General features: G+C 73.5%; 26 protein-coding genes and 1 pseudogene. 12 read left to right on the forward strand and 15 right to left on the reverse strand.

Annotated elements, in window-relative coordinates; all coding sequences use genetic code 11:
* Positions 1 to 184: 184 nt before the first annotated feature.
* A pseudogene (locus tag AB0J97_RS19510) lies at positions 185 to 298 on the forward strand (hypothetical protein); the annotation flags it as partial.
* Here the strand turns inward: AB0J97_RS19510 and AB0J97_RS19515 are convergent.
* From AB0J97_RS19515 to AB0J97_RS19550, 8 genes are read right to left on the reverse strand one after another with little or no spacing between them, the layout of a single operon-like run.
* Positions 262 to 1,350 carry a glycosyltransferase family 2 protein gene (locus AB0J97_RS19515; protein WP_364090439.1) on the reverse strand — a complete coding sequence of 363 codons (1,089 nt, stop codon included), beginning with the start codon at positions 1,348 to 1,350 and terminating at the stop codon, positions 262 to 264. The pseudogene AB0J97_RS19510 and the gene AB0J97_RS19515 overlap by 37 nt on opposite strands.
* On the reverse strand, positions 1,347 to 2,330 hold the full coding sequence (locus AB0J97_RS19520) for an iron-containing redox enzyme family protein (protein ID WP_364090442.1): 984 nt from the start codon (positions 2,328 to 2,330) through the stop codon (positions 1,347 to 1,349). Before AB0J97_RS19520 ends, AB0J97_RS19515 begins: the two co-directional genes overlap by 4 nt.
* On the reverse strand, positions 2,330 to 3,061 hold the full coding sequence (locus AB0J97_RS19525; protein WP_364090445.1) for a class I SAM-dependent methyltransferase: 732 nt from the start codon (positions 3,059 to 3,061) through the stop codon (positions 2,330 to 2,332). Before AB0J97_RS19525 ends, AB0J97_RS19520 begins: the two co-directional genes overlap by 1 nt.
* 52 nt (positions 3,062 to 3,113) lie before the next feature.
* Positions 3,114 to 3,434 (reverse strand): nitrite reductase small subunit NirD, encoded by a 321-nt coding sequence (gene nirD, locus AB0J97_RS19530; RefSeq protein WP_357698349.1) that lies wholly within the window; start codon positions 3,432 to 3,434, stop codon positions 3,114 to 3,116.
* The gene (gene nirB, locus AB0J97_RS19535; protein ID WP_364090448.1) at positions 3,431 to 5,860 is read right to left on the reverse strand and encodes a nitrite reductase large subunit NirB; all 2,430 of its coding nucleotides are present in this window, start codon (positions 5,858 to 5,860) and stop codon (positions 3,431 to 3,433) included. Before nirB ends, nirD begins: the two co-directional genes overlap by 4 nt.
* Complete coding sequence (locus AB0J97_RS19540) at positions 5,857 to 7,251, reverse strand: FAD-dependent oxidoreductase (protein WP_357698353.1); 1,395 nt, start codon at positions 7,249 to 7,251, stop codon at positions 5,857 to 5,859. Before AB0J97_RS19540 ends, nirB begins: the two co-directional genes overlap by 4 nt.
* Positions 7,248 to 9,257 carry a molybdopterin-dependent oxidoreductase gene (locus AB0J97_RS19545; RefSeq protein WP_364090452.1) on the reverse strand — a complete coding sequence of 670 codons (2,010 nt, stop codon included), beginning with the start codon at positions 9,255 to 9,257 and terminating at the stop codon, positions 7,248 to 7,250. Before AB0J97_RS19545 ends, AB0J97_RS19540 begins: the two co-directional genes overlap by 4 nt.
* Before the next feature lies 1 nt (position 9,258).
* Positions 9,259 to 10,569 carry an MFS transporter gene (locus AB0J97_RS19550; RefSeq protein WP_364090455.1) on the reverse strand — a complete coding sequence of 437 codons (1,311 nt, stop codon included), beginning with the start codon at positions 10,567 to 10,569 and terminating at the stop codon, positions 9,259 to 9,261.
* Between the two features lie 214 nt (positions 10,570 to 10,783).
* Here AB0J97_RS19550 and AB0J97_RS19555 point away from each other — a divergent pair, with 214 nt between their 5' ends.
* Positions 10,784 to 11,074: a hypothetical protein gene (locus AB0J97_RS19555; RefSeq protein ID WP_357698359.1), complete on the forward strand. Its 291-nt coding sequence runs from the start codon at positions 10,784 to 10,786 to the stop codon at positions 11,072 to 11,074.
* A gap of 61 nt (positions 11,075 to 11,135) precedes the next feature.
* On the opposite strand, the gene AB0J97_RS19560 is transcribed toward AB0J97_RS19555, so the two are convergent.
* A complete protein-coding gene (locus tag AB0J97_RS19560) occupies positions 11,136 to 11,603 on the reverse strand; it encodes a GNAT family N-acetyltransferase (RefSeq protein WP_364090458.1) in 468 nt (155 codons plus the stop codon).
* A gap of 210 nt (positions 11,604 to 11,813) precedes the next feature.
* Between AB0J97_RS19560 and AB0J97_RS19565 the strand changes: the two genes are divergently transcribed.
* The 3 genes from AB0J97_RS19565 to AB0J97_RS19575 all read left to right on the forward strand — a co-directional run bounded on the left by AB0J97_RS19565 (position 11,814) and on the right by AB0J97_RS19575 (position 14,967).
* Positions 11,814 to 13,649 (forward strand): hypothetical protein, encoded by a 1,836-nt coding sequence (locus AB0J97_RS19565; protein WP_364090461.1) that lies wholly within the window; start codon positions 11,814 to 11,816, stop codon positions 13,647 to 13,649.
* 86 nt (positions 13,650 to 13,735) lie between these two features.
* A complete protein-coding gene (locus AB0J97_RS19570) occupies positions 13,736 to 14,713 on the forward strand; it encodes an aldo/keto reductase (protein ID WP_364090464.1) in 978 nt (325 codons plus the stop codon).
* An 89-nt stretch (positions 14,714 to 14,802) separates the two neighbouring features.
* Entirely contained in the window at positions 14,803 to 14,967 is a 165-nt protein-coding gene (locus tag AB0J97_RS19575; RefSeq protein WP_364090467.1) for a hypothetical protein, read from the forward strand.
* A gap of 25 nt (positions 14,968 to 14,992) precedes the next feature.
* On the opposite strand, the gene AB0J97_RS19580 is transcribed toward AB0J97_RS19575, so the two are convergent.
* On the reverse strand, positions 14,993 to 15,196 hold the full coding sequence (locus tag AB0J97_RS19580; RefSeq protein ID WP_364090470.1) for a PLDc N-terminal domain-containing protein: 204 nt from the start codon (positions 15,194 to 15,196) through the stop codon (positions 14,993 to 14,995).
* Positions 15,197 to 15,317: 121 nt separating this feature from the next.
* Positions 15,318 to 16,013, reverse strand: a complete 696-nt coding sequence (locus AB0J97_RS19585) for a GntR family transcriptional regulator (RefSeq protein ID WP_364090473.1) — start codon at positions 16,011 to 16,013, stop codon at positions 15,318 to 15,320.
* 114 nt (positions 16,014 to 16,127) lie between these two features.
* Here AB0J97_RS19585 and AB0J97_RS19590 point away from each other — a divergent pair, with 114 nt between their 5' ends.
* On the forward strand, positions 16,128 to 16,901 hold the full coding sequence (locus AB0J97_RS19590; RefSeq protein WP_364090476.1) for an N-acetylmannosamine-6-phosphate 2-epimerase: 774 nt from the start codon (positions 16,128 to 16,130) through the stop codon (positions 16,899 to 16,901).
* Positions 16,898 to 18,025, forward strand: a complete 1,128-nt coding sequence (locus AB0J97_RS19595; protein WP_364090479.1) for an ROK family protein — start codon at positions 16,898 to 16,900, stop codon at positions 18,023 to 18,025. The genes AB0J97_RS19590 and AB0J97_RS19595 overlap by 4 nt, the downstream gene beginning before the upstream one ends.
* A gap of 40 nt (positions 18,026 to 18,065) precedes the next feature.
* Here the strand turns inward: AB0J97_RS19595 and AB0J97_RS19600 are convergent, their stop codons facing one another.
* A complete protein-coding gene (locus tag AB0J97_RS19600) occupies positions 18,066 to 19,022 on the reverse strand; it encodes an ankyrin repeat domain-containing protein (protein WP_364090482.1) in 957 nt (318 codons plus the stop codon).
* Positions 19,023 to 19,329: 307 nt separating this feature from the next.
* Here AB0J97_RS19600 and AB0J97_RS19605 point away from each other — a divergent pair, with 307 nt between their 5' ends.
* From AB0J97_RS19605 to AB0J97_RS19620, 4 genes are all read left to right on the forward strand, one after another.
* Complete coding sequence (locus tag AB0J97_RS19605; RefSeq protein WP_364090485.1) at positions 19,330 to 20,004, forward strand: excalibur calcium-binding domain-containing protein; 675 nt, start codon at positions 19,330 to 19,332, stop codon at positions 20,002 to 20,004.
* 75 nt (positions 20,005 to 20,079) lie between these two features.
* Entirely contained in the window at positions 20,080 to 20,454 is a 375-nt protein-coding gene (locus tag AB0J97_RS19610; RefSeq protein WP_357698380.1) for a metalloregulator ArsR/SmtB family transcription factor, read from the forward strand.
* The gene (locus AB0J97_RS19615; protein ID WP_364090488.1) at positions 20,451 to 21,233 is read left to right on the forward strand and encodes a cation transporter; all 783 of its coding nucleotides are present in this window, start codon (positions 20,451 to 20,453) and stop codon (positions 21,231 to 21,233) included. The genes AB0J97_RS19610 and AB0J97_RS19615 overlap by 4 nt, the downstream gene beginning before the upstream one ends.
* A 41-nt stretch (positions 21,234 to 21,274) precedes the next feature.
* Positions 21,275 to 22,003 (forward strand): sulfite exporter TauE/SafE family protein, encoded by a 729-nt coding sequence (locus AB0J97_RS19620; RefSeq protein WP_364090491.1) that lies wholly within the window; start codon positions 21,275 to 21,277, stop codon positions 22,001 to 22,003.
* 56 nt (positions 22,004 to 22,059) lie between these two features.
* On the opposite strand, the gene AB0J97_RS19625 is transcribed toward AB0J97_RS19620, so the two are convergent.
* Together AB0J97_RS19625 and AB0J97_RS19630 are read right to left on the reverse strand one after the other, a co-directional pair.
* On the reverse strand, positions 22,060 to 23,205 hold the full coding sequence (locus tag AB0J97_RS19625; protein WP_364090494.1) for a DUF6596 domain-containing protein: 1,146 nt from the start codon (positions 23,203 to 23,205) through the stop codon (positions 22,060 to 22,062).
* The gene (locus tag AB0J97_RS19630) at positions 23,202 to 23,609 is read right to left on the reverse strand and encodes a YciI family protein (protein ID WP_357698388.1); all 408 of its coding nucleotides are present in this window, start codon (positions 23,607 to 23,609) and stop codon (positions 23,202 to 23,204) included. The genes AB0J97_RS19625 and AB0J97_RS19630 overlap by 4 nt, the downstream gene beginning before the upstream one ends.
* A 160-nt stretch (positions 23,610 to 23,769) precedes the next feature.
* Here AB0J97_RS19630 and AB0J97_RS19635 point away from each other — a divergent pair, with 160 nt between their 5' ends.
* On the forward strand, positions 23,770 to 24,228 hold the full coding sequence (locus tag AB0J97_RS19635; protein ID WP_364090497.1) for a T6SS immunity protein Tdi1 domain-containing protein: 459 nt from the start codon (positions 23,770 to 23,772) through the stop codon (positions 24,226 to 24,228).
* Between the two features lie 57 nt (positions 24,229 to 24,285).
* Here AB0J97_RS19635 and sigJ read toward each other — a convergent pair whose 3' ends face one another.
* Positions 24,286 to 25,191: an RNA polymerase sigma factor SigJ gene (sigJ, locus tag AB0J97_RS19640; RefSeq protein WP_364090500.1), complete on the reverse strand. Its 906-nt coding sequence runs from the start codon at positions 25,189 to 25,191 to the stop codon at positions 24,286 to 24,288.
* Between the last annotated feature and the right edge of the window lie 151 nt (positions 25,192 to 25,342).

Consider the following 25,342-nt stretch of genomic DNA (forward strand, 5'->3'; position numbering starts at 1 on the left):
GCGTCCCTCCAGTGCGGCCAACACAGGCGAACCCCGAGCCACTGCCCCAGCGCGAGGACGCCGAACGCTGCGCCAGCGTCCGGTCCGGGCGGCGGTGCGTCCTGCCTGCGGCTCACCGTTCCCCGCACGTCTTTCCACCGGTCGGGGCCGTGTAGCCGGCCGGTCGGCGGGGCAGGTGACGGCGATGGACGAGCCGACGACCACCGTCACGCCCTGTGCGGACGGACCGCTGCTGATCCGGGGCTCCTTCGAGCTGCTGACTCAGGACGGCGAGCCGATCGACCCGGGAAGGGCCACGGTTGCGCTGTGCCGGTGCGGCCGATCGTCGACCAAGCCGTTCTGCGATGGTTCGCACAAGTCCGTCGGCTTCCAGGCGTCCAGCGAGCCCGACCCGCCCGCCGGCTCCTGAGCCCGCTCGCGCAGCCACCGCGCCGAGTGGGCGGCCCGAGCGAGCCTGCCTCCCGCGTACGGCACGCCGCCCGTGCACGCCGCGCCCACCGCCAGCCAGGAGCACACCGCCCGCTCCAGCACCCACACCGGCGCGAACAGCGAGGCCGAGGCGGGGAAGACGCGCCTCCCGCCGGCCCGCCGCCGCCCGGCCTCGGCCAGCCCGACGGCCGCCCCGGCGGCGGCCAGCAGCGGCAGCGGCCGGCGTACCAGGGCCAGCGCGGGCAGCACCGCCAGGAAGGACGCCAGCCGCACCGGCTGCGCGAGGTCGTCGTAGGCCTGCCGCACCCGCTGCGACCAGAACCGCCGCGCGTCGCACGGCAGGCGGCGGACGTACAGGCCGGGCGGTCGCAGCTCGCGGCCGCCGTGGGCGCGCACGGTGCGGACGAGCTCCAGGTTCTCGAACAACACGTCGCCGTCGTAGCCGCCCATGGCCAGGAAGAACGACCGCCGGACGCCGAACGTGCCCGGGTAGTCGGCGCCGAACGCCCGGTTGAGCAGGGTGCGGGCGGTGTCCCAGCGGGCGTGCCAGGGGGCGGGGTCGAAGTAGTTCTGCGGCCTGACCAGCTCGGCGTCGGCGAGCAGGGCGTGCGTCTCGGCCAGGGCGGCCAGGTCGTAGCGCACGTCGTCGTCGGCGATCACGACGCGGTCGCCCCGGGCCAGCCGCACCCCGGTCGTCACGCCGTTGACCTTGCCGTTGGCGAAGGACAGGCCGGCCGCCGGGCCGACGTGCCGGACCAGGCAGCGCCATCGGCGGGCGTGCCGGGCGTACAGCGGGGGCGGGCTGCCGTCCACCACGGTCACGCGTACGTGCGGGGCGAGGGCGCGCAGGTATCCGGTCAGCTCGTCGAGGCCGGAGTCGTCCTGCCAGCGCAGCGGGATCACGTAGTCGAGGTCGATCACGCGGGCACCGGCCGGTCGAGCAGGGAGGAGGCGCCGCGTTCCCAGCGGCCGAGCACGTGCCCGGCCCAGCGGCGTTCGAGGGCCAGGGCGCAGGCGGCGCCGTACAGGACGTCGCCGGTCAGGGCGGGGCAGGCGGACGCGAAGCCGCCGCACAGGTCGCCCGCGGCGATCTGCTCGTGGACGGCGTCGGCCTGCACGTGCTCCTCGAAGAAGCGGGCCGTCGCCGCGTCGCCGCCCAGCCGGCGCAGGCCCATGGCGTAGCGGCGGTTGGGCAGCGACGAGGTCATCTCGATCGCGGCCAGATGTCCGACCAGCGCGCCGCGCAGCCGCCGATGCAGCCCGAACAGCGACATGGCGTTGCTGACGGCCAGCGTGACCGCGGGCACCCTCGGCAGGTACGCGCCGTAGGAGTCGTCGAGGCCGAGGCCGCGCATGGTGTGGCCGAACAGCTCGCAGTGCATGCGCTCGTGGCGGCCGCCGCCGTACTCGTCGGCCTGGATCTCCACCAGGGCGGCCTTGGACCGGCCGCGCAGGCGCGGGATCGCCCAGGTGTGCGGGTCGGCCTCCTTCAGGTGGTAGATCGAGCGGTGGACGACGAACTCGCGGAAGGTCTCGATCCCGGCCTCGCGCTGGAGGAACAGGGAGACCGACGGCTCGTCCTCGTCCTCGGCGGTCATCGCGGTGAGCGCGCGCCGCACCTCGCCGGGCGGCACCGGCCCGGGACGCGGCACGGCCTCGGCCAGCTCCCGCTCGAAGCGGCCCTCCAGCAGGCCGCGCAGGCGCAGCAGCGACGGCTCCCACTCCCAGCGGTCGTCGACCTCGTCGAAGCCCTGGTAGTGCAGCTCGTAGCAGGCGAACAGGGCGAGCTGGAGATCCTCGTCATCGGCGGGGGCGGGCGGCTCGGGCAGCGTCGCGGGCGGCCGGGCGAGCCGGTCGAAGAGCAGGTCGGTGAGCGGGCCACGCGCGGGCGGCAGGCGCATCACGCGGCCTTGCGGTAGACGGAGACGTGCGTGCGGCTCTCGTCGGTGAACGGGGTGCCGATCCAGTCGGCCCAGCGGTGTTCCAGGGCCATCCCGGCCAGCCTGGCCATCAGGTCGAGCTCGCACGGCCAGGCGTAGCGGTGGTCGGCGGGCAGCAGCCGCACGCCCTGGTCCGTCAGCCGTACGCGGGTGGTGCGCATGTGCTGGGTGGCGGGGGCGAGGGTGGCCGCCTCGACGAGGACGACGTCCTGCGCCAGCGACAGCAGCCGCAGGGCCGAACCGTCGCGGAAGGCGGCCGGGTCGGGCACCCACGCCTCGACCACGAACCGCCCGCCCGCGCGCAGATGCCGCGCCGCGTTGGCGAAGCAGTTGACCTGCGCCTCCTGGGTGGGCAGCGCGAAGATCGTGTTGATCGCCAGCACCACCAGCCCGTACGAGCCCTCGACCCGCACGGTCGAGAAGTCGCCCACCGTCACGGGGACGGCCTCGCCGCCGGGTTTGGCGCGCAGCTCGCGCGTCATCTCCGGCGAGGCGTCGATCCCGGCGACGGTCAGGCCGCGGGCGGCCAGCGGGAGCGCCAGCCGTCCGGTGCCGATGCCGAACTCCAGCACCGGGCCGCCGTCGGCCAGCGCGGCCAGCCGCTCGACGGCGTCGCCGGTCGGCAGCTCCGTCACCGTGGCGTCGTAGATGTCGGCGATCCGGCGCCCGTAGGCGGAGGGGTCGTAGGCCACGCACACCCCCTGTCCCCGTGTTTCAGCAGGTCAATGCCCGTGTCCTGATCGGCTAAACGCTGACCTCCACCCGCCCGCCCGCCACCCGTACGGCGTACACGGGCACCTGGACGGCCTCCTCGTCCAGGCAGGTCCCCGACACCAGCGAGAAGACCTGCTTGTGCAGCGGCGAGGCCACGGTGGGCTCGCCCCGCCTGGTGCCGACGATGCCGCGCGAGAGCACGTACGCGCCGCTGAACGGGTCGAGGTTGTCCAGGGCGTGCACGTGCCCGTCGTGGGTGCGGAACAGCGCCACCTGCCGGCCGCCGACCAGCGCGCAGACGCCGCGCTCCGGCAGCAGGGCCGCGTACTCGCAGACCGCGGTCCAGCTCATCGGGCCGTCACCGGCCTGATCTGGCCGCGCTCGGCGGCGAACACGATCGACGGGTCGGGCACGCCGGGGGCGTTGACGAAGCTGACGAACCTGCCCAGCTTCTCCGGGTCGTCCAGGGTCGCCGCCCACTCGTCGGTGTACGTGGCGACGTGCTGTTCCATCTGGGCGTCGAGGTCGGCGCAGATGCCGAGCGAGTCTTCCATGATCACCTTCCGTAGGTGGTCGAGGCCGCCGTCCAGCGACTCCAGCCAGGCGGCGGTGCGTTGCAGCCGGTCGGCGGTGCGGACGTAGAACATCAGGAACCGGTCGACGGTCCTGATCAGGTCGTCGGTGCTCAGGTCGGTGGCCAGCAGGTCGGCGTGGCGGGGACGGAAGCCGCCGTTGCCGCCGACGTACAGGTTCCAGCCCTGCTCGGTGGCGATGACGCCGAAGTCCTTCGATCTGGCCTCGGCGCACTCGCGGGCGCAGCCGGACACGGCCGACTTGAGCTTGTGCGGCGAGCGCAGGCCGCGGTAGCGCAGCTCCAGGGCGATGGCCAGGCCGACCGCGTCCTGGACGCCGTAGCGGCACCAGGTGGAGCCCACGCAGGACTTCACCGTGCGCAGGGCCTTGCCGTAGGCGTGGCCGGACTCGAAGCCGGCGTCCACGAGCCGCCGCCAGATGTCCGGGAGCTGCTCGACGCGGGCGCCGAACAGGTCGATGCGCTGCCCGCCGGTGATCTTCGTGTAGAGCCCGAAGTCGCGGGCGACCTCGCCGATCACGATGAGCTTGTCCGGCGTGATCTCGCCGCCCGGGATGCGCGGGACGACCGAGTACGTGCCGTTCTTCTGGATGTTGGCGAGGAAGGCGTCGTTGGTGTCCTGCAACGCGGCCCGTTCGCCGTCCAGCACGTGCCCGTTGTGCAGCGAGGCCAGGATCGAGGCCACGGCCGGCTTGCAGACGTCGCAGCCGCGTCCCTGCCCGTGCTCGGTGACGAGCCGGGAGAACGTCGTGATCTTCCGTACCCGGACGATGTCGAACAGCTCGGCCCGCGAGAACGCGAAGTGCTCGCACAGCGCCTTGCCGACCTCGACGCCGGAGCTCTCCAGCAACTGCCTGAGCATCGGCACGCAGCTCCCGCACGTGGTGCCCGCCCGCGTGCACGCCTTGAGCCCCGGCACGTCGGTCACGCCCAGGCCGGTGACGGCGTGCCGGACGTCCCCCGCGCACACGTTGTTGCACGAGCAGACCTGGGCGTCGTCGGGCAGGTCGAGCCGCGCCCCCGAGCCGCTGAACAGCAGGTCGGAGGGCGGCGCGGGCAACGGCTTGCCGACGAACGGCCGCAACGCCGCGTACGGCCCCGCGTCCCCCACGCAGATGCCGCCGAGCAGGGTCCGGGCGTCGTCGCTGATGAACAGCTTCTTGTAGACCCCGGCCACCGGGTCCATGTAGGTGACGTCGAGGGCGCCGTCCATCGCGCCGAACTGGGCGACCTCGACGCCGAGCAGCTTGAGCCTGGTGGACAGGTCCGCGCCCGCGAACGAGGACGTCCCGCCCGTGATCCGGTCGGCGGCCACCTCGGCCATCGTGTTGCACGGCCCGGCCAGGCCGTAGACCATGCCGCCGGCCAGCGCGCACTCCCCGATCGCGTAGATCGACGGGTCGGAGGTGCGCATCCCGGCGTCCACCACGATGCCGCCGCGCTCGCCCACCTCCAGCCCGCACGCCCTGGCCAGCTCGTCGCGCGGCCTGACGCCCGCCGAGAACACCACCACCTGGGCCTCGATCAGCGTGCCGTCCGGCGTGCGCAGCCCGGCGACCCGGCCGTCCGGGCCGGTGACGACCTCCCGGACGCCCGCGCCGGCGTGCACGCCCAGCCCGAGGGCCTCGACGTGGCCCCTGAGCACCGCGCCGCCGCCCTCGTCCACCTGGCGCGGCATCAGCCAGGGGCTCATCTCGACGATGTGCGTCCGCAGGCCGAGCGTCCGCAGCGCGTCGGCCGCCTCCAGGCCGAGCAGGCCGCCGCCGACCACGACGCCCTCGGCCGCGTCGGCGGCCGCCGCGCGGATGGCGTCCAGGTCTTCGATGGTGCGGTAGACGTGGGCGTGCTCGCGTCCGGGCACCGGCGGCACGAACGGCGCCGACCCGGTGGCCAGCACGAGCACGTCGTACGGCTCGGCGAGCTCGCCCTCGACGGTCACCGTCCGCGCCTCCCGGTCGACGGCCACGGCCCGGCTGCCCAGCCTGGTCACGGTCCCGCCGGGCACCGGATAGGTGAGGTCGGCCACGCTGGTCCCCGACAGGTACGAGGTCAGCGCCACCCGGTCGTAGGCCGGGCGCGGCTCCTCCCCGATGACGGTGACCCGTCCGTCGAAGCCCCGGCCCGCCAGGGTCTCCACGAAGCGGTGCGCGGCCGGGCCGTACCCGACGACGACGATCCTCCTCATACCGGAACTCCTTCCTGCTCACACAGCCAGCCGACGATGCCCTCCACGGCGTCGCGGCAGGTGCCGCAGCCGGTGGTGGCCCTGGTGGCGGCGGCCACCCCGGCCACGTCGCGGGCGCCGGCCTCCCAGCACGCCCGGATGCGTCCCTTGGTCACGTCGTTGCACCGGCAGACCACGGCGGCGTCCGGCATCAGCACCGGGCTGCCGGCGACCGGCGCCGAGGACAGGCCCGGGAACAGCAGCCCCGCGCGGTCGCCGGGCACCGGGCCGCCGCGGTCGAAGAGCTGGGTGAGGGTGCCGACGGCGTCGCTCTCGCCCAGCAGGATCGCGCCCACCAGCCGCCCGTCGCGGATGACGAGCTTGCGGTAGGTGCCGCGGGCGCGGTGGCTGAAGCGCACCACCTCGGCGTGCTCCTCGCCGAGGTGCGTCTCGCCCATGGCGGCCAGCTCGACGCTCTCGGCCTTGAGCCTGGTGACCAGCCGGGAGCCGCGGTAGCGGGCCTTGCCGCCGGTGATCACCTCGGCGGCCACGGCGGCCTGCTCCCAGGCGGGGGCGACCAGGCCGTACACCGTGCCGTGGTGCTCGGCGCACTCGCCTATGGCGAAGATCGAGGGGTCGTCGGTGCGCAGCTCGTCGTCCACGACGACGCCGCGCCGCACCTCCAGCCCCGCCTCGGCGGCGAGCCCGGTGACCGGGCGCACGCCGCAGGCCAGGACGACCAGGTCGGCCTCGACCAGCTCGCCGCCGGCCAGCCGGACGCCGTCCGGCTCGACCGCGGCCGCGCTGACGCCGGTTCGGGTCGCCACGCCGAGCCCGGCCAGGGTCTCGCCCAGCACCTGGCCCGCCTCGGCGTCGAGCTGGCGTTCCATCAGGTGCCCGGCCAGGTGCAGCAGCGTGACCGGCAGACCGCGCCCGGCCAGGCCGCGGGCGGCCTCGACGCCGAGCAGCCCGCCGCCGACGACGGCCGCCCGGCGCGCCCGCCCGGCGGCCTCCATGATCCGCTCGCAGTCCTCCAGCGTGCGGAACGGGACGGCCCGCCCCGCGCCGGGGAGCGGCGGCACGACCGCCTCGCTGCCGGTGGCCAGGACCAGCACGTCGTACGGCTCGCGCCGCCCGTCCGCGGTCACCACGTGCCTGGTGTCCCGGTCGACGCGGACGACCTCCGCGCCGGGCACGGCCTCGACGGCGTGCGCGGCGTACCAGGACGGGTCGAGCAGGCGCACCTGGTCGGGACGCGAACCGCCGGCCAGCACGTCCGACAGCAGCACCCGGTTGTACGGCGGCCCCGCCTCGGCCCCGAACACGGTCACCCGCATCCGCGGGTCGCGCGCCCGCACCTCGCTGACCAGGCGCGACCCGGCCATTCCGTTCCCCACGACGACGAGCCTCATGAGTCCCTCTCCACCCTGACCGCGCAGACCTTGAACTCCGGCATCCCGGAGACCGGGTCGAGCGCCGGGTTGGTGAGCCGGTTGGCGCCCTCCCAGTGGAAGGGCATGAACACGGTGTCGCGCCTGATGGCGTCGCTGATCCTGGCCACCGCCCTGGTGTGGCCCCGGCGGCTGCTGACCCGCACCAGGTCGCCCGCGGCGACGCCGAGCTGCTCGGCCAGGTCGGGATGCAGCTCCACGAACGGCTCGGGGGCGGCCCGCACCAGCGACGCGATCCGGCGGGTCTGGGCGCCGCTCTGGTAGTGGGACAGGATCCGGCCGGTGCTCAGGTACACCGGGTAGTCCTGGTCGGGCTCCTCCGCCGCGGGCCGGTGCTCGACCGGGACGAACCTGGCGCGGCCGTCCGGGTGGGCGAAGCGGTCCAGGAACGGGCGGGGCGTGCCGGGGTGGCCGGCGGACGGGCAGGGCCAGAAGACACCCGTCTCGGCGGCGATGCGCTCGTAGGTGATGCCGGAGTAGTCGGCGACGCCGCCCGCCGTGGCCCGGCGCAGCTCGTCGAAGACGGCGGCCGGCTCGGCGTCGAAGCGGTGCCCGAGCCTGGCGGCCAGCCCGGCGACGACGTCCAGGTCGCTGCGGACGCCCTCCGGCGGCGCGACGGCCCGGCGGCGGAGCAGCACGCGGCCTTCCAGGTTGGTCATCGTGCCGTCCTCCTCGGCCCACTGGGTGACCGGGAGCACCACGTCGGCCCGCGCCGCGGTCTCCGACAGCACCACGTCGGCCACCACCAGCAGGTCCAGCCCGGCGATCCGGCCGCCGACGCGCGCGGACCCCGGAGCCGAGACCACCGGGTTGGACCCGAACAGCAGCAGCGCCCGCGGCCCCCGCGGGGTGCCGAGCGCGTCCAGCAGCTCGTACGCCGACCGCCCCGGCCCCGGCAGGTCCTCGGCCCGCACGCCCCACACCTCGGCGACGTGCGCGCGGGCGGCCGGGTCGTCGATCCTGCGGTACCCGGGGAGCTGGTCGGCCTTCTGTCCGTGCTCCCTGCCGCCCTGGCCGTTGCCCTGGCCGGTCAGGCAGCCGAAGCCGGAGCCGTACCGGCCGGGCAGTCCGAGCGCGAGGGCCAGGTTGACGTACGCGGTGACGGTGTCGGTGCCCTTGGCGTGCTGTTCGGCGCCGCGTCCGGTCAGGACGTAGGCGTTCCGGGCGGCGGCCAGCGCGCGGACGGCCTGCCGCATCCGGTGCACCGGCACCCCGGTGACCCGCTCGACGCGTTCGGGCCACCAGGAGGCCAGCGAGGTGCGCACGTCGTCGAACCCGGTGGTCCTGGCGGCCACGTAGTCGGCGTCCACGAGGTCGTCGGCGATCGCCAGGTGCAGCAGCCCGAGCGCGAGGGCCAGGTCGGTGCCGGGCGCGGGTTGCAGATGCAGCCAGGCGAGCCCGGCGGTCGGGGTGCGGCGCGGATCGACGACGATCAGCCGCGGCCCCGACAGGTGGCGGACCAGCGGCGGCATGGTCTCGGCCACGTTCGCGCCGGCCAGCAGCACGACGTCGGCGTCGTCCAGGTCGGTGACCGGGAACGGCAGGCCCCGGTCCAGGCCGAAGGCGCGGATGGAGGCGGCGGCGGCCGAGGACATGCAGAAGCGGCCGTTGTAGTCGATCTGGCTGGTGCCGAGCGCGACCCGGGCGAACTTGCCGAGCTGGTAGGCCTTCTCGTTGGTCAGGCCGCCGCCGAACACGGCCACGGCGTCGGGGCCGTGCTCGGCGCGGATCCCGGCCAGCCGGTCGGCGACGTGGTCGAGGGCGGCCTCCCACTCCACCGGCTCGCCGTGCAGCAGCGGCGTCGTCAGGCGTTCGCCGTTGGTCAGCAGCTCGGCCGCCGTCCATCCCTTCTGGCACAGCGCGCCGGGGGCGTTGGCCGGGATGTCGGTCCTGGGGCTGATCTCCAGCCCCGGCCCGATCTCCATGCCGCACTGCAGCGCGCAGTAGGGGCAGTGTGTCCTGGTCATGTCAGACCTGGGCGTGGGCGAGGTTGGCGACGACCTTGACGCCGACGGTGCGCGTGTAGCACCACCAGGTCAGCGCCAGGCAGGCGGCGTAGAAGGCGGCGAAGGCCAGGAACGCCGGTGCGGGGGTGCCGGCCGCGGCGTAGGCCATCCCGAAGGCCCGGTTGACGAGGAACCCGCCGAGCGCGCCGACCGCCGAGATGATGCCGATCGCCGCCGCGGCCTGACGTCTGCCGTGCAGCAGGGCCTCCTCGCCGGTGCCGCGCTCGGCGACCGCCTTGGCCTGGAAGATCGCCGGGATCATCCGGTACGTCGAGCCGTTGCCGATGCCCGCGGTGAGGAACAGCAGCTGGAAGGCCAGGAAGAACAGCCAGAAGCCGCCGGAGGCGCTGGCGAGCCACACCAGCAGCACCCCGGCGCCCATGGCCGCGAAGTTCCACTGCGTCACCGGCGCGCCGCCGAGCCGGTCGGCCAGCCAGCCGCCCACCGGCCTGACCAGCGAGCCGAGCAACGGCCCGGCGAATGCCACCGCCGCGTACGGCGCATCGGGGAACAGGCTCTTGCTCAGCAGCGGGAACGCCGTCGAGTAGCCGATGAACGACCCGAACGTGCCGACGTACAGGAAGGACATGATCCAGGTCTGCGCCCGTCCGGCCACCGCGAGCTGCTCGCGCGGCTCGGCCCTGGCGCCGGCCAGGTTGTCCATGAAGAACCACGCGCAGGCCGCGGCCACCACGATGAACGGGATCCAGAACCACCCGGCGGCGGCCAGTCCCAGCGAGCCGATCACCAGCGGCACGACGAGCTGCACCGAGCTGACCCCGACGTTGCCGCCCGCCGCGTTCAGCCCGAGCGCCAGCCCCTGCCGGCCGCGCGGGTAGAAGTAGGTGATGTTGGCCATGCTGGAGGCGAAGTTGCCGCCGCCCACCCCCGCCAGCGCCGCGATCACCAGGAACAGCCAGTACGGCGTCCCGGGATCGTTCACCGCCACCCCGAGCAGCACGGCCGGGACCAGCAGCAGCACCGCGCCGGCCACGGTGAAGTCGCGCCCGCCGAACCGGCCGGGCCCGAACGTGTAGGGCACCCGCAGCGCCGACCCGACCAGGTTCGGCAGCGCGACGAGCCAGAAGAGCTGGTCGGTGGAGAAGTCGTAGGCGCCCATCCTGGTGGCCACGACGCTCCACAGGGTCCAGACGGTGAACCCGAGATGCTCGGCCACGATGGAGAAGACCAGGTTGCGCCGGGCGACGTGCCTGCCGGTCCGCTCCCAGAAGGCCGGGTCGTCGGGGTGCCACTCGGTGATCCAGCGCGCCATCACTCTCTCCTCCGCTCGGCGTCGGGAGCACCACGGTAGGAAGGGCGCGTTACGCGTTCCGGCAGCCGCCGGCGGTGTGCCGGTTACAGGTGATTCACCGCTGTAACAAGGCGCGCACAACCGTCACCTGCGAAACATGCCGGACATGAACGCAGTTCTCGCTGGTTACGCGGTCTTCCCCGGGGTAACAGCACTCATGGCAAAGGGGGAAATAATGATCAAGAAGCTGCACCAGATGGGGATCAAGTCAGGCCACATGTACGCCGCGGGGCTGGCGTCCATCGGCCTGTCCTTCTGTTCCTGGATGATCTCCAAGAACAACGAGGGCGCGGGCCTCGACCGCGCCGACCGGTGGGGGATCTTCATCGGCGAGTGGGCGCCCACGTTCTTCGCGATGGGCGTCGCGCTGCGGATCGAGGAGACCCACAAGGACCTCGAAGAGCAGGGCACCGAGATGTTCGACAGCACCCAGGGCCAGCGGTCCAGGTCGCACGTCGGCGTGTGACGGGAGGCCGCGCAGGTCATGCCGGGGGCGACCTGCGCGGCACGCCCGGCCGCCGGCGGGCTCAGCGCGACAGCCGTTCCAGCGGCTCGTCGGTCAGCCGGTACTTCAGCCACTCGTCCTGCCGCACGGCGCCGAGCTTGTCGTAGAAGGCGATGGACGGCTCGTTCCAGTCGAGCACCGACCACTCCAGGCGCTGGTAGCCGCGTTCGGCGCAGATCCTCGCCAGCTCCGCCATCAGCGCGCGGCCGTGGCCGCCGCCCCGGTGCTCGGGGCGCACGTACAGGTCCTCCATGTAGATGCCGTGCACGCCGCGCCAGGTGGAGTAGGTCAGGAACCAGATCGTGAAGCCGACGGGCTCGCCGTTCTCCTCCGCCATGTGGGCGAACGCGGCGGGCCGCTCGCCGAACAGCGAGTCGCGCAGCATGTCCTCCGTCACGCGAACCTCGTGGACGGCGTTCTCGTACGCGGCCAGCTCACGGATCATGCTCACGACGGCCGGGACGTCTTCTGGGGTGGCGGGGCGAATCATGCGCACAGGGTAACCAGCGCATTCGGTTGAACCGTCCACCGCCCCCGCACGTCGTTACAGCAGAACGGTATTCGGGGGACCGTCTGGAAGCTCAGCCCGGATGACCGAATGGGGACGGAAACCGTGGGCGTTTTAGAGGAGCTGAGGGTTCGCCTGCCCTCGTGTCCGGACATCAGGCTCGCGCTCGTGCTCGGTGAGCGCGCTTTGTACGTGAACGGGGATCTGCAGACCGCCAGGCGCTGGTTCGACTCGGCCTACCGGCAGGCCGAGTCGTGCGGCGACGTGCCCGCCCTGGCCAGGGCCGCGGTCGGCCTGGGCGGGGTGTGGGTGCAGGAGCACCGCACGTGCGCGGAGTCGGAGATGGTGCGGGCGCGCCAGCGGCACGCGTTGTCGCTGGTCGACCCGTACTCGCCGCTGGCGCTGCGGCTGCGGATCAGGATGAGCGGGGAGGAGGACTACAGCGCGGGCGAACACGAGGAGATCCTGCGGCTGGTCGAGCGGGCCAGGAGCGCGGGCGAGCCGGCGGCGCTGGCCGAGGCGCTGAGCCTGGCCCACCACTGCCTGCTCGGCCCCGAGCACGGGCCGGCGCGGCTGGAACTGGCCAGGGAGCTGATCGGCCAGGCGGCGGTCACCGGGCGCAGGGGCGACCTGCTGATGGGCCTGCTGTGGCGGACGGTCGACCTCTACCTGGCCGCCGACCCGCACGCCGGACGCTGCCTGGAGGAGTTGCAGGGCCTGCTGGCCGAGCACGACCACCTGGCGGTCGGGTTCGTGACGGACGTGATCAGGGTGATGCTGGCCATCAGGGCGGGCCTGTTCGACCAGGCGGAGAAGATGGCCGGCGACTGCTTCGAGCGTGGCCTCAAGGCCGGCGACATGGACGCCACCGGCTGGTACGGCGGCCAGATCGCCGCCATCCGCTGGTACCAGGGCCGCACGGCCGAGCTGCTGCCGGTGCTGGCCGACCTGGTCAGCTCGCCCACGCTCAGCCCGGTCGACAACTCCTACCTGGCGGGCCTCGCGCTGTCCGCGGCCACCTCGGGCGACCGCAGGGCGGCGGCCGGCCACCTGGCCCGGCTGCGCGGCCGGGACCTGGCCGACCTGCCGAGGTCGAGCACGTGGCTGTTCTCGATGTACTGCGTCGTCGAGACCGCCCACCTGCTCCAGGACGCCGCCGTCGCCGCCGAGGCGTACGCGCTGCTGCTGCCGTTCGCCGCTCTGCCGGTGGTGGCCAGCCTGGGCGTGCTCTGCCTCGGCTCGGTGCAGCACAGCCTCGGCATGGCCGCGCTCACGACCGGTGACGTGGACCGGGCCGCCGGGCACCTGGCGGAGGCCGTACGGGCCGATCTCGCGCTCGGCCACTGGCCCGCCGCGACGCTGTCGCGCTGGCGGCTCGGGCAGGCGCTCGCGCTGCGCGACGGGCCGCAGGACAGGACGGCGCGGGCCGCCCAGAGCACCGCCGCGCAGGAGGCCAGGGACCTCGGCATGGTGCTGCCCGCCGTGGTCGGCCGGGCGACCGGGGCGCACGGGGCGTTCCGGCTGCGCAGGCACGGACGGCACTGGCAGGTCGAGCACGGCGGGCGGCTGGTGGTGGTCGAGCACAGCGTCGGCATGGGTCACCTGGCGACCCTGATCGCCAATCCGGGGCGGGAGATCCTCGCCGCCGACCTGGCCGCGGGCGCGCCGGCGCAGGAGAGCGAGCCCGCCTCGGCGCAGCCGGTGCTGGACGACCTGGCCAGGGAGACCTACCGGCAGCGGCTGAGCGAGTTGCAGGAGGAGATCGACGAACTGGAGGCGATGAACGACATCGAGCGGGCCGCCGCGCTGCGGCTGGAGCGCGAGTGGCTGGTGGCCGAGCTGTCGGCGGCGACCGGGATCGGCGGGCGGGCGCGGCCGTTCACGGGCACGGAGGAACGTGCGCGGATCGCCGTCGGGAAGGCGATCAGGCGGGCGATCTCCCGCGTCTCCTCCGCCGACCAGGCGCTGGGCGAGGAGCTGCGGGCCACCGTGCACACGGGCGTGCGCTGCAGCTACCGGCCCCGCTGAAGGCGAGCCGGGCGCGCCCCCGCGGCGCGCCCGGGCCTCACTGTCCGGGACACTGGTCGCAGCAACCAGACGAACGGACAAACAGCATGGAACATCGCACACTCGGACGTACGGGACGCCAGGTCGGCGTCGTGGGCCTCGGCGCGTGGCAGCTCGGCGCCGACTGGGGCGAGGTGAGCGAGGACGAGGCGTTCGCCACCCTGGAGGCGGCCGTGGAGGCGGGCGTCACCTTCGTCGACACCGCCGACGTCTACGGCGACGGCCGCAGCGAGCAGATCGTCGGCCGCTTCGCCAAGGCACATCCCGGGCTCACCGTGGCCACCAAGATGGGCCGCAGGGTGGCGCAGGTCCCGTCCAACTACGTGCTGGACAACTTCCGCGCCTGGAACGAGCGCTCCCGGCGCAACCTCGGCGTGGACACCCTCGACCTGGTCCAGCTCCACTGCCCGCCCACCCCGGTGTACTCCTCCGACGCGGTCTTCGACGCCCTGGACACGCTCGTCGCCGAGCAGAGGATCGCGGCGTACGGCGTCAGCGTGGAGACCTGCGAGGAGGCGCTGACCGCCATCGCCAGGCCGGGCGTGGCCACCGTGCAGATCATCCTCAACGCCTTCCGGCTCAAGCCGCTGGAGCGGGTCCTGCCCGCCGCCCGCGCGGCCGGGGTGGGCGTCGTCGCGCGTGTCCCGCTGGCCAGCGGCCTGCTGTCGGGCCGCTACGACGAGCACACCGTGTTCGCCCCCGACGACCACCGCACCTACAACCGGCGCGGCGAGTCGTTCGATGTCGGCGAGACCTTCTCCGGCGTGGACTTCGGCACCGGGCTGGAGGCGGTGCGCAGGCTGGCCGGGCTGGTGCCCGAGGGCGCGTCCATGGCCCGGTTCGCACTGCGCTGGATCCTCGACCAGCCCGGCGTCTCGGTCGTCATCCCCGGCGCGCGCAACCCCGGCCAGGCGCGTTCGAACGCCTCCGCCGCCGACCTCGGCCCGCTTCCCGGGGAGACGCTGGACGCCGTGCGGTCGGTCTACGACGAGCTCATCCGCCCGCAGGTACACGATCGGTGGTGAACCGTTGACGATGCGGCTTTCCGGGGCCTAATGTTTAGGAAACTTTCCTAAGCAATTCTCGCCGCGCGCACACCTCCGAGGAGCCCCGCATGGACGCGAGAAGACGGACCGCCGGCTGCGCCGCGCCGGCCACGGGCCGGCCCGAGGTCGGCCTGATCCCGATCGTGGGCCCGTGGGTGCCGGCCGGGCAGACCTCCTGCACCGGGATCACGGCGCACACGACCGTGAGCGTCTGGGTGGACACCCGCCGATGAGCCCCAACGGATACGGCGGCTTCCGTCAGCTCCCGTGCCCCTTCCGCCTGCCGTACGTCAGGTAGGCGATGGGGCCGAACGGCTGCACGAAGATGCCCAGCCACCAGACGCCCTTCCAGCCGCGGATCTCCCGCTGCGGCCGGCGCCGCAGGTCCGCGGCGGCGGCCCCGGTGAGCACCAGCTCCGCCGAGGCGAGCGCGAGCAGCATCGCCCGTCGCCGCCTCGACATGTCACTCCATCGCATTCCGATCGACCTCTCTGAAGGGACTTCGCAGGGACTCCGAAGGGACGCCACCCGTCCTCCAGTCGTCTACCGCACCCTCCCGCGTCCTGACAAGTCGCCTTTGCCCTCACCGGCGGATCGCGATCTCATAGGAGTAGCGGTCGCCCCGGTAGATCGACTTGGCCGCCTCCACAGCCCTTCCCCGCTGGTCGTAGGCCACCCGTTCGACCAGCAGCGCCGGCGACAGCGGCGCCGCCTCCAGCAGCTCCGCCTCCTCGGGCTCCAGCACCGTGGCCCTGATCGACTGCTCGGCCCGCTCCAGCCTGATCCGGTACGCCCCCGCCAGCACCTCGTACAGCGACCCGCCGAGCGGCCGGTCGAGCAGGCCGGGCACCAACACGGCCGGAACGTGCGCGCGCTCCAGGCACATCGGCGAACCGTTGGCCGTACGCACCCGGCACAGCCGCACGACCGCGTCCGCCGGGCTGACGCCGAGCGCCTGCCCCACCCGCGCGCCCGCGGGCACCTCGGCCGCCTCCAGCAGCCGTGACCCCGGCTCCAGCCCGCGCCCCCGCATGTCCTCGCTGAACGACGTCAGCTCGATCGTCTTGGCGATGCTCCGGTGGGCGACGAACGTCCCCGCTCCCTGGACCCGGTAGACCCGCTGGTCGGTCTCCAGCCGGTCGACCGCCCGCCGCACGGTCAGCCTGCTGACCCCGAACTCCTCGGCGAGATCGCGTTCGGCGGGCAGCCGTTCGCCCGGCTTCAGCTCGGTCTCGATGAGGGTGAGCAGATGGTCTGTGAGCTGGCCGATCTTCGTCACGGGTGGCCGTCCTCGGTCGGGGTGCGCCTCTTGACGCTCTGATCGTAATTGGGCTATACCAATCGAGCAACTAGGCCTTGTTTCCCCCCAGATCGACAGATTGGGCTGTACCAGATGGATGTGGTGACCGCGATCGAAGGCGGCCTGGTCGTGAGCTGCCAGGCCCCCGAGGGCCACCCCCTCCGCGATCCGCGCACCATCGCGCTGCTGGCCCGCTGCGCCGAACTGGGCGGCGCGGCCGGGCTGCGGGTGAACGGCGCGGAGGACGTCCGGGCGGTCAAGGCCGTCACACACCTGCCCCTCATCGGACTCGCCAAGGTCCCCCGCCCTCATGCCCGTCCGCTGATCACGCCGTCCTTCGCTCTGTGCGAGGACCTGGTGCGGGCCGGCGCCGACATGGTCGCCCTGGAGGTGACGGCCGAGGCCGAACCGGCGGCCGGTGACCTGGCGGCCCTGGTCGAACGGGTACGAGAGGAGCTGGGAGTGCCCGTCATGGCCGACGTGTCGACCGCGGAGGAGGGCCTGCGAGCCTGGAACCGAGGCGCCTCCCTGATCTCCACCACGCTCTCCGGCTACACCCCGTACACCACCCCCGCCCCTTCCCCCCACCCGAGAGCCGCCGCCACCGCCCCCGGTTTCTCCCCCACCCTCAGGGCCGGTTCCGCGCCTGGGGCGGGGCTCGTGCACGGGCCCGATCTCGACCTGGTCGGCGAGCTCGCCGCCCTCGGGGTCCGTACGGTCGCCGAAGGCCGGCTGCGTACGGACGTCCACGTGGCGGAGGCGTTCGCCCGCGGCGCATGGTCGGTCGTGATCGGCGCCGCCATCACCGACCCCCTGGCCATCACCCGCCACCTCACCGCGTCCACCCCCAAGGGAGGCCCCCGGTGACCCCATCCGCCCCCGCTCCACAACGCCCCACGGACGGCACCCCGGTCGTGCTCGGCATCGACATCGGCGGCACCAAGACCGCCGCCGCCCTCATCCCGACCTCCCCCAAGACAGAACCCCACCTCCCCACCCCGCCCCCGGCCTCCGCCGAAGCGGAGATCCACCTCCCCACCTCACCCCCGGCTTCCGGCGAAGCGGAGATCCACCTCCCCGGCCGCGTTCCGACGCCTGCCGAAGGCGGCGCGACGGCGGTGCTGGCCGCCGCGCTGGGCCTGGCCGCGGACCGCCTCGCCCAGGCCCGTGCCGCCGGCATGAAGGTCATCGCCTGCGGAGTCGGCAGCGCGGGGACGATCGACGACAAGGGCGTGGTCACGCACGCCACCGACGCCCTGCCCGGCTGGCGGGGCACCGACCTGGCCACCGCCTTCACCGACCGGCTCGGCCTGCCGGTCACGGTGCTCAACGACGTCCACGCCTGGGCGCTCGGCGAGGCCCGTCACGGCGCGGCCAGGGGCAGCCGCCTGGCCCTGGTCCTCACGATCGGCACCGGCATCGGCGGCGCCCTCGTACGTGACGGCGAACTGCTACGTGGCCGCAACGGCATGACGGGCTCCCTCGGCCACACCCCGGCCGTCCTGCCCCCGGGTGCGGACGCCGACCGCCTGTGCCCCTGCGGCGCGACCGGTCACCTGGAGGCGTACGCGTCGGGCCCGGCGATCCTGTCCACCTACCGCACCCGCGGCGGCACAGCCACCAACCTCGAATCCCTGCTCATCCCCGCGCCCCCGGGGCACGCCGCACGGACCTTCTCCGGTTCCACCGACCCACCAGGCTCGCCCGAGACGACCGGTCAGCGGGACGCCACCGACCCTCTGGCCCGCGAGGTGATCCGCGAGGCCGCCCTCATCCTCGGCAGATCGATCGCCTCCGCCGCCACTCTCCTCGACCCTGACGTGATCGTCCTGGGCGGCGGCGTCACCGGCCTCGGCGACCTCCTGACCGTCCCACTGGTCGAGACCGTCCGCCGGTACGCGCCGCGCGGCCTCGGCTCTGTCCCCATCCGGCTCTCCACCCTGGGCCCGCACGGAGCCGTCCTGGGCGCCGCCTCGGCCGCCATGCCCTGACCGCCCACCGGCTCGCCGACAGCGGCGTGCGCAGGAGGTCTCAGTCGTGGGGTGGGAGGTGGAGCCAGATGTCGGGAGGGCCCAGGACGGGGCGGGCGTCGGTGAGTCGGAGCCCCGCGTACGCGCAGCAGTACGCCACAGCCTCCCCCTGGTACAGGAAGGCGGTCAGCACCTCGTCCGACGAGCTGTCCGGCGACACCAGGCCGCCGCCCGGGTACGCGTCCCGCTCCTCGACGACCCCGTGCCGCGAGCCGAACCCCAGGTTGCCGCTCTTCGGATCGGCGAACATCGCGTAGCAGACGGTCCCGGCCGACAGGCGGTTGATCACGTCGGCGCTCGTCACCTCGTGCCCCCGGCGCTGGCTGACCACGCACCCGCCCGGCACGTCGGTGGCGCCCACGAGACCGGCCCTCTCCCCCGGGTAAGGCCCGTCGAGGACCCCGTCGATCCCGGCCCCTTCGGCCACCGTCGCACCCAGCCGCCGCGCGGCCTCCGCCGCGGTGACGCCCGCGACGCACACCAGCCCCAGCCCTTCGTACTCGAAGTCGCCCAGGGCCTCGATCAGCCGCTCGGCCTCCACGACGGCCGCGTTCTCCGCCTCCGACAGCGAGGGCTTGTCGCGCGGGAAGGGGAAGAACAGCCCGGGGTTGGGGCCGGCCAGGCTGAGCCGGCCGGGCGACCAGCCGCCCGTCATCGGCCGCCAAGGATCGGCCCCGGCGGCGACCAGGGCGAGCGCGTTGTCCCTGCGGTGGGCGAACACGGCACGCCAGAGAGCGCTGCGCCCCTCGTACGGGGTGTCCACGTCGCCGACGCGGCGGGCCAGCTCGGCGACCACGTCGGGCGAGCCGTACTCGGCCGCGAGGTGCAGCGGCGGCCCTTCGTGCCACAGGTCGGCATGCGGGTCGGCGCCGGAGTCGAGCCGGGCGCGGATCTCGCCCAGATCGGACCAGTCATCCCAGCTCAGGCCCACCCATCCGGCTTCCTTGGTGACAACCACGACACTCCCCCAGAGGCAGCTTATCGAACACCAGTGCGAGCATATCGCCGGTTCGACACCGGACAAGCCTCGGCGGCCCCGCCCGCCACGTACGCGCACCCGCCGCGCGGGGCGGACCGGCGAGCGCTCGCAAGCCTCTGAACATGGACAACGGCCGCACCCGAGGGCCCGGCGACCAGACAAACCCTAAGCGCAGCGTCGCCGCACCCCGACCACGAGTGACACAATCCTTCCCTTTCGGCGGTACACCCCTGTCTCCACGGGCGCGTCTCCTCCCGTCCGGACCTTCCGCCCCTGGAGTCACCTCATGCGTACGAGCCCGAGCACGGCCAGGATCGTCACCACCGCGGCCGCCCTGTTACCCCTCGCCCTCACCCTGAGCGCTCCGGCCCAGGCGGCCGGGATCCCCGGAGGCACTGTCGACGTCCGGGTCGTCAAGATCGTGGACGGCGACACCGTCGACGTCATGCGCGGCGCCACGAAGGTCCGCGTACAGCTGCTGGGGGTGGACACGCCGGAGCGCGGCCGGTGCTGGTCCAAGGCGGCGACCGCCCGCACGGCGGCCCTCCTGCCACCCGGGACGACGGCCCGCCTGCTCACCGGCAGGACCGACCGCATCGGCCGGCTGCCTCTCCACGTCTGGAGCGCCAAGGGCGTGCACGTCAACCGCAACCTGATCCGCTACGGCTACGGCAAGGCCGTCCCGTCCACGCCGGCCGACAAGTACACGACCCTCTTCCGCGCCGAACAGGCGAAGGCCAAGGCGGACAAGCTGCGGATCTGGTCCGGCAGGTGCGACACCACCAGCTCCACCCCCGCCCCGTCCCCCACCCCGACGGCTCCGCCCGCCGGGACCGACCCACGCTTCCGCACCTGCGCCGAGGCGAACGCCGCCGGCTACGGCCCGTACCGCCGGGGCGTCGACCCCGAGTACGCCTGGTACCAGGACCGCGACGGCGACGGAGTCGTCTGCGAACGGTGACCGCACGGCCGGGCGACAAGGCGGGTGTACGGACCGGCTTGCCAACACATCACGATTTCGGGTTAACATCGCCATATGGCGATTGATTCTGAGGGTGGCCGGTGTGTCAGCACCGACATCGCCGCCGGCATCTCCCCCGCGGCCGCGCTCTTCCACTCCCTGGCCGACGAGACCCGGCTGCGCATCGTCCAGCGCCTGGCCCGCGGCGAGGCCCGTGTGGTGGACCTGACCACCGAGCTCGGGCTGGCCCAGTCCACGGTGTCCAAGCACCTGGCCTGCCTGCGCGACTGCGACCTGATCGACTACCGCGCCGAAGGCCGCCAGTCGTTCTACTCGCTGACCCGGCCCGAGCTGATGGACCTGCTCGCCTCCGCCGAGCAATTGCTGGCCGCCACCGGCCACGCCGTCTCCCTTCGCACCGGACAGGCTGCGGGGGAGGCGGTGTCGTGAGCTCCCTCGACCTCGCCGCCACGGCGCGGCGGACGGTCCTGCGGCGTCGCATCCGGCTGCTGGTCGCGGCGACCATCACCTACAACGTGATAGAAGCGGTGGTGGCCATCACCGCCGGGACCGTGGCCTCCTCCGCCGCGCTGATCGGGTTCGGGCTCGACTCGGTGGTGGAGGTCGCCTCGGCCGCCGCGGTGGCCTGGCAGTTCTCCGCCGCCGACCACGAACGCCGCGAGAGGGCCGCGTTGCGGGTCATCGCGATCTCCTTCTTCGCGCTGGCCGCCTACGTCACCGTCGACGCCGTCCGCGCCCTGCTCGGCGCCGGGGAGGCCGAGCACTCCACCCCGGGCCTGGTGCTGGCCGCCCTGTCGCTGGTGGTCATGCCGTTCCTGTCCCACGCGCAGCGCCGCGCGGGCCGCGAGCTCGGCTCCGCCTCGGCGGTGGCCGACTCCAAGCAGACGTTGCTGTGCACGTACCTGTCCGGCGTGCTGCTGGTGGGCCTGGCGCTCAACAGCGCCTTCGGCTGGTCCTGGGCCGACCCGATCGCCGCGCTGGTGATCGCGGCCGTCGCGGTCAAGGAAGGCCGTGAGGCGTGGCGCGGCGACACCTGCTGCGCCGTCCCGGCGACCTCGGCCCCGGCGGCCTCTGTTCCGGCCGGCTCGGCCCCGGCGGCGTCTGTCCCGGCGGCCGTCAGCGGCGCCGAGGGGCGGGGCGACGGCTGTGGCGGTTGTGCTCCCGAATGTTCCTGCTGCTCGTCGTCCGGAGGGGGCCGCGCCTCCTGACCGAGGCGCCGGACCGATTTCCAGAAGGGAAAGGCGAGGTCGTGAACACGGTCCTGGTCATGGCCGTCATGGTGGCCGCGACGTTCGCCACCGCGGTGCTGTCGGCCGTGGCCGGGTTCGGCGGCGGGGTGCTGCTGCTGCCGGTGTTCGTCGCGGTCCTGGGCACCCGGGACGCGGTCGCGGTGCTGACCGTCACACAGCTGGCCGGCAACGGCAGCCGGGTGTGGTTCAACCGGGCCGAGGTGGACCGGCGTCTGGTGGGCGTCTTCGCGACCGGCGCGGTCCCCGCCGCCGTGGCCGGGGCGCTGGTGTTCGCCGCCGCCCCGCTGGAGGCGCTGACCCGCGTCATCGGGGTGTTCCTGCTGGTCATGGTGGTCTGGCGACGTCGGCGGCCGCATGGCGTCCGGCTGGACGACGCGGCGTTCGCGGCCGTGGGAGCCGCGTCCGGGTTCGGATCGGCGCTGGTCGGCTCCATGGGGCCGATGGTCGCCCCGTTCTTCCTGGCCCGGGGTCTGTTGCGCGGCGCGTACATCGGCACCGAGGCCGCGGCCGCCGTGGTGATGCACCTGACCAAGCTGATCGTCTTCGGCGCGGCCTCCGTGCTCACCACGACCGGCGCCGCCACCGGGCTGGCCCTGGCGCCGGCGAGCGCGGCCGGCGCGTGGGCGGGCAAGAAGATCGTCGAGCGATTGCCCGCCGGGGCCTTCGTGGTGGCGGTCGAGGCGGGGCTGATCGCCTCCGGGCTGGTGCTCGTCATCACCGGAGGCTGACGCCGGCCTCGGCACCCCCGGTGACTCGACGGGATCAGGCCGTCGGCCCCAGGGGCTCAGCCGCGCGATCGGGCGTTGAGCCGGGCGGCCTGGCGGGTGAGGTGGTCGCGTTCGGGAAGGCTGGGCGCCGACCGGGCGGCCTCGGCGTAGAGCCGGGCCGCGGTGACCGGGTCGCCGTCGCGCTCGTGCAGGTACGCCGCGACGGCGGCGTACCTGGGCAGGGCGGGGTCGAGGTCCGCCAGGGCGGCCAGACCGGCGCGCGGACCGTCGGCCTCGCCGACGGCGACGGCCCGGTTGAGGCGGGCCACGGGGTTGCCGGTCAGGCGCACCAGCTCGTCGTACCACTCGACGATCTGCACCCAGTCGGTCTCCTCGGCCGTCGGGGCGTCGGCGTGCAGCGCGGCGATGGCGGCCTGGGCCTGGAACTCGCCCAGCCGGTCGCGGGCGAGGGCCGCCTGGAGCACGTCGACGCCCTCGGCGATCAGGCGGGTGTTCCACAGGGCGCGGTCCTGCTCGGCGAGGGGCACCAGCCGTCCGTCGGGCGCGGTGCGCGCCGGACGCCGGGCGTGGTGCAGCAGCATGAGCGCGAGCAGGCCCGCGACCTCCTCACGCTTGATCCGCGCCGCGAGCCTGCGGGTGAGCCGGATCGCCTCGCCGGCGAGGTCGACGTCACCGGAGTAGCCCTCGTTGAAGACCAGGTACAGCACGCGCAGGACGGTGGCGACGTCGCCGGGCTGGTTGAACCGCACGCCCGAGACCATGCGCTTGGCCCGGCTGATCCGCTGGGCCATGGTCGCCTCGGGCACGAGGTAGGCCTGCGCGATCTGGCGCGTGGTCAGGCCGCCGACCGCGCGCAGCGTGAGCGCGACGGCCGAGGCCGGCGTCAGGGACGGGTGCGCGCACAGGAAGTACAGCTGGAGCGTGTCGTCCACCGCCTCGGCCGGGCCGGGCGGGGGCTCGCTCTCGACGCGGGTCTCGCGTTGCCGTCGCGAGGCGTCGGCGCGGGCGACGTCGAGGAACTTGCGCCAGCCGACGGTGACCAGCCAGCCCTTGGGGTCGTGGGGCGGGTCGTCCGGCCAGACGCGTACGGCCTCGGCCAGGGCCTCCTGCACGGCGTCCTCGGCCGACGCGAAGTCCGCTCCGCGACGGACGAGGACACCGATCACCGCGGGCACCAGCTCCCGCAGCAGCGACTCGTTCACTCGATCACCGAGGGACGCTCGACCAGGAACGGGCGCAGTTCGAGCCACTCGTGGATCGGCTTCCCCCCCGCCCCCGGCGCCGCCGACAGCTCGCCGGCCAGCTCCACCGCCCGCTCGTGGCTCTCGACGTCGATCACCATCCAGCCGGCGATCAGGTCCTTGGTCTCGGCGAACGGGCCGTCGGTGACCGGCGGCCGCCCCTCGCCGTCATAGCGGACGAACGTGCCCTCCGGGGAGAGCGCCTGACTGTCGACGAACTCGCCGGTCTCCTCCAGCCGGGCGGCGAAGTCGCGCATGTACTGCAGGTGCGCCGAGACCTCCTCCGGCGTCCACTGGTCCATCGGCGCGTCGTTGACCGACGCCGGCGCGCCCCGGTAGTGCTTGAGCAGCAGGTACTTGGCCATCAGCGTTCTCCTTCGAGCTGTACGGTCCAGTGTGGCCCGTGTTCCGCTGCTGGGACGGAGCCGGACTCCGGTTCTCGACATCCCGCCGCGAAGAAATTTTCAGCGGACCTCCTGTCCGCCGGCGGCCCCACACGTAACGGACATACGGTTTGATATCGGGATGGAATTGACGAAGGACTTCACGCCGGAACAGTTCGAGCAGGGCTTGGAGTCCTGGCGCTGGATCGGGCTGGAGGGCAAGGTACCGGTGCTCGCGTCCCTGTTCGGGGACGTCATCCTCCAGGCGGCGGACGGCTTCTGGTGGCTCGACGCGATGCAGGGCAGCCTCACCCGATCCTGGGAGGACGCCGACGCGCTGCTGGCGGAGCTGAGCACCGTCGACGGCCGGGAGCACTACCTGCTGGCGAGCCTCGCGCAGGCGGCCGAGCAGCGAGGTCTGACTCCGGCCGCCGGACAGGTGTACGACTTCACGCGCCCGCCGGTTCTCGGAGGCGAGGTGGACGTGGACAACCTGGGAGTGATCGACTTCGTCGTCGGGCTCAACATCGCCGGCCAGATCCACGAGCAGGTACGCTCCCTGCCTCCCGGCTCGCCCGTCAGCGAGATCACGACGAGCTGAGCCCGCCGGCGGCAGGGCTCGCCACCCGGGGCCACGCCGACCGCTCGGAACGCCTCCTCAGGCGATGCCGGTCGTCGTCCAGCGACGGAGTTTGTCGGGGTTGCGGACCACCCAGATGTTCTTGATCCGGTCGTCCGCGACCTCGAACGCGAACACCGTCACGACGACGCCGTCCTGCCGGGCCACCAGGCCGGGCTGGCCGTTGACCGCGCATTCGAGGAACGTCATGTCGTCGGGCCGCAGGCGGGCGATCTCGACCCAGGCGCGGGCGATCTGCTCGCCGCCTTCGATGGGGTGCGGGAAGGTGACGGCCAGGCCGCCGCCGTCGGCGATCGCCTTGGCGTCGGGGTCGAGCAGGCCGATCAGCGCGTCGATGTCCTTGGCCTCCCATGCCTGCTTGAAGTCCCTGACGACGCCGGCGGACCGGGCGGCCGGGGTCGTCAGTGAAGGCCGCGAGGCCCGGACACGGCGACGGGCCGAGGAGGCAAGCTGGCGGCACGCCGCCGGGGAACGGCCGACGATCTCGGCCACTTCGGCGAAGGAGTGGCAGAAGACGTCGTGCAGGACGAACGCGACCCGTTCGGCCGGGGTCATCGACTCCAGCACGACCATGAAGGCCAGGCTGACCGACTCGTCCAGGGTGACCCGGTCGGCGGGGTCGGTGACGGCGCCGTCGGGGAGCGGCTCGGGGATCCACTCGCCCACGTAGGTCTCCCGCCGGGCTCGTGCCGAGCCGAGCACGTTGAGGCAGACGCGACCGGCGACCGTCGTCAGCCAGGCGCCGGGCGACCTGATGGCGTCCTGTTCCTCCCGGGACATGGCGTACCAGCGGGTGTAGGTCTCCTGGACGGCGTCCTCGGCCTCGGCCAGCGAGCCCAGCAGCCGGTAGGCGAGGTTGGTCAGGTGACGCCGCTCGCTCATGATCGCGTCCAGGCTCGGCTCCGGCTCGGATCGGGTGGTCATGGCGCCTTCGCTCCCTGGGTCGTGGTTGTACTCACCCCTTCGACAAGACGGCGGACCGAAATGTGAGGCGACGCATCGTCCTCACATTCCTCAGGGCTGCGTTGTCGAACCGCTGAGAACCCACCCATCATCCAGCGAACAGGAAGCGCAG

The sequence above is a fragment of the Nonomuraea sp. NPDC049607 genome (genome assembly GCF_040675375.1).
GTDB lineage: Bacteria > Actinomycetota > Actinomycetes > Streptosporangiales > Streptosporangiaceae > Nonomuraea.

Excerpts from the sequence above, each read along its gene's own strand:
- AB0J97_RS19520 (WP_364090442.1), bottom strand. The coding sequence starts at position 2,330 with ATGCGCCTGCCGCCCGCGCGTGGCCCGCTCACCGACCTGCTCTTCGAC.
- nirD (WP_357698349.1), bottom strand. The coding sequence starts at position 3,434 with ATGAGCTGGACCGCGGTCTGCGAGTACGCGGCCCTGCTGCCGGAGCGC.
- nirB (WP_364090448.1), bottom strand. The coding sequence starts at position 5,860 with ATGAGGAGGATCGTCGTCGTCGGGTACGGCCCGGCCGCGCACCGCTTC.
- AB0J97_RS19540 (WP_357698353.1), bottom strand. The coding sequence starts at position 7,251 with ATGAGGCTCGTCGTCGTGGGGAACGGAATGGCCGGGTCGCGCCTGGTC.
- AB0J97_RS19545 (WP_364090452.1), bottom strand. The coding sequence starts at position 9,257 with ATGACCAGGACACACTGCCCCTACTGCGCGCTGCAGTGCGGCATGGAG.
- AB0J97_RS19550 (WP_364090455.1), bottom strand. The coding sequence starts at position 10,569 with ATGGCGCGCTGGATCACCGAGTGGCACCCCGACGACCCGGCCTTCTGG.
- AB0J97_RS19555 (WP_357698359.1), top strand. The coding sequence starts at position 10,784 with ATGATCAAGAAGCTGCACCAGATGGGGATCAAGTCAGGCCACATGTAC.
- AB0J97_RS19560 (WP_364090458.1), bottom strand. The coding sequence starts at position 11,603 with ATGATTCGCCCCGCCACCCCAGAAGACGTCCCGGCCGTCGTGAGCATG.
- AB0J97_RS19570 (WP_364090464.1), top strand. The coding sequence starts at position 13,736 with ATGGAACATCGCACACTCGGACGTACGGGACGCCAGGTCGGCGTCGTG.
- AB0J97_RS19575 (WP_364090467.1), top strand. The coding sequence starts at position 14,803 with ATGGACGCGAGAAGACGGACCGCCGGCTGCGCCGCGCCGGCCACGGGC.
- AB0J97_RS19580 (WP_364090470.1), bottom strand. The coding sequence starts at position 15,196 with ATGTCGAGGCGGCGACGGGCGATGCTGCTCGCGCTCGCCTCGGCGGAG.
- AB0J97_RS19590 (WP_364090476.1), top strand. The coding sequence starts at position 16,128 with ATGGATGTGGTGACCGCGATCGAAGGCGGCCTGGTCGTGAGCTGCCAG.
- AB0J97_RS19605 (WP_364090485.1), top strand. The coding sequence starts at position 19,330 with ATGCGTACGAGCCCGAGCACGGCCAGGATCGTCACCACCGCGGCCGCC.
- AB0J97_RS19610 (WP_357698380.1), top strand. The coding sequence starts at position 20,080 with ATGGCGATTGATTCTGAGGGTGGCCGGTGTGTCAGCACCGACATCGCC.
- AB0J97_RS19630 (WP_357698388.1), bottom strand. The coding sequence starts at position 23,609 with ATGGCCAAGTACCTGCTGCTCAAGCACTACCGGGGCGCGCCGGCGTCG.
- AB0J97_RS19635 (WP_364090497.1), top strand. The coding sequence starts at position 23,770 with ATGGAATTGACGAAGGACTTCACGCCGGAACAGTTCGAGCAGGGCTTG.
- sigJ (WP_364090500.1), bottom strand. The coding sequence starts at position 25,191 with ATGACCACCCGATCCGAGCCGGAGCCGAGCCTGGACGCGATCATGAGC.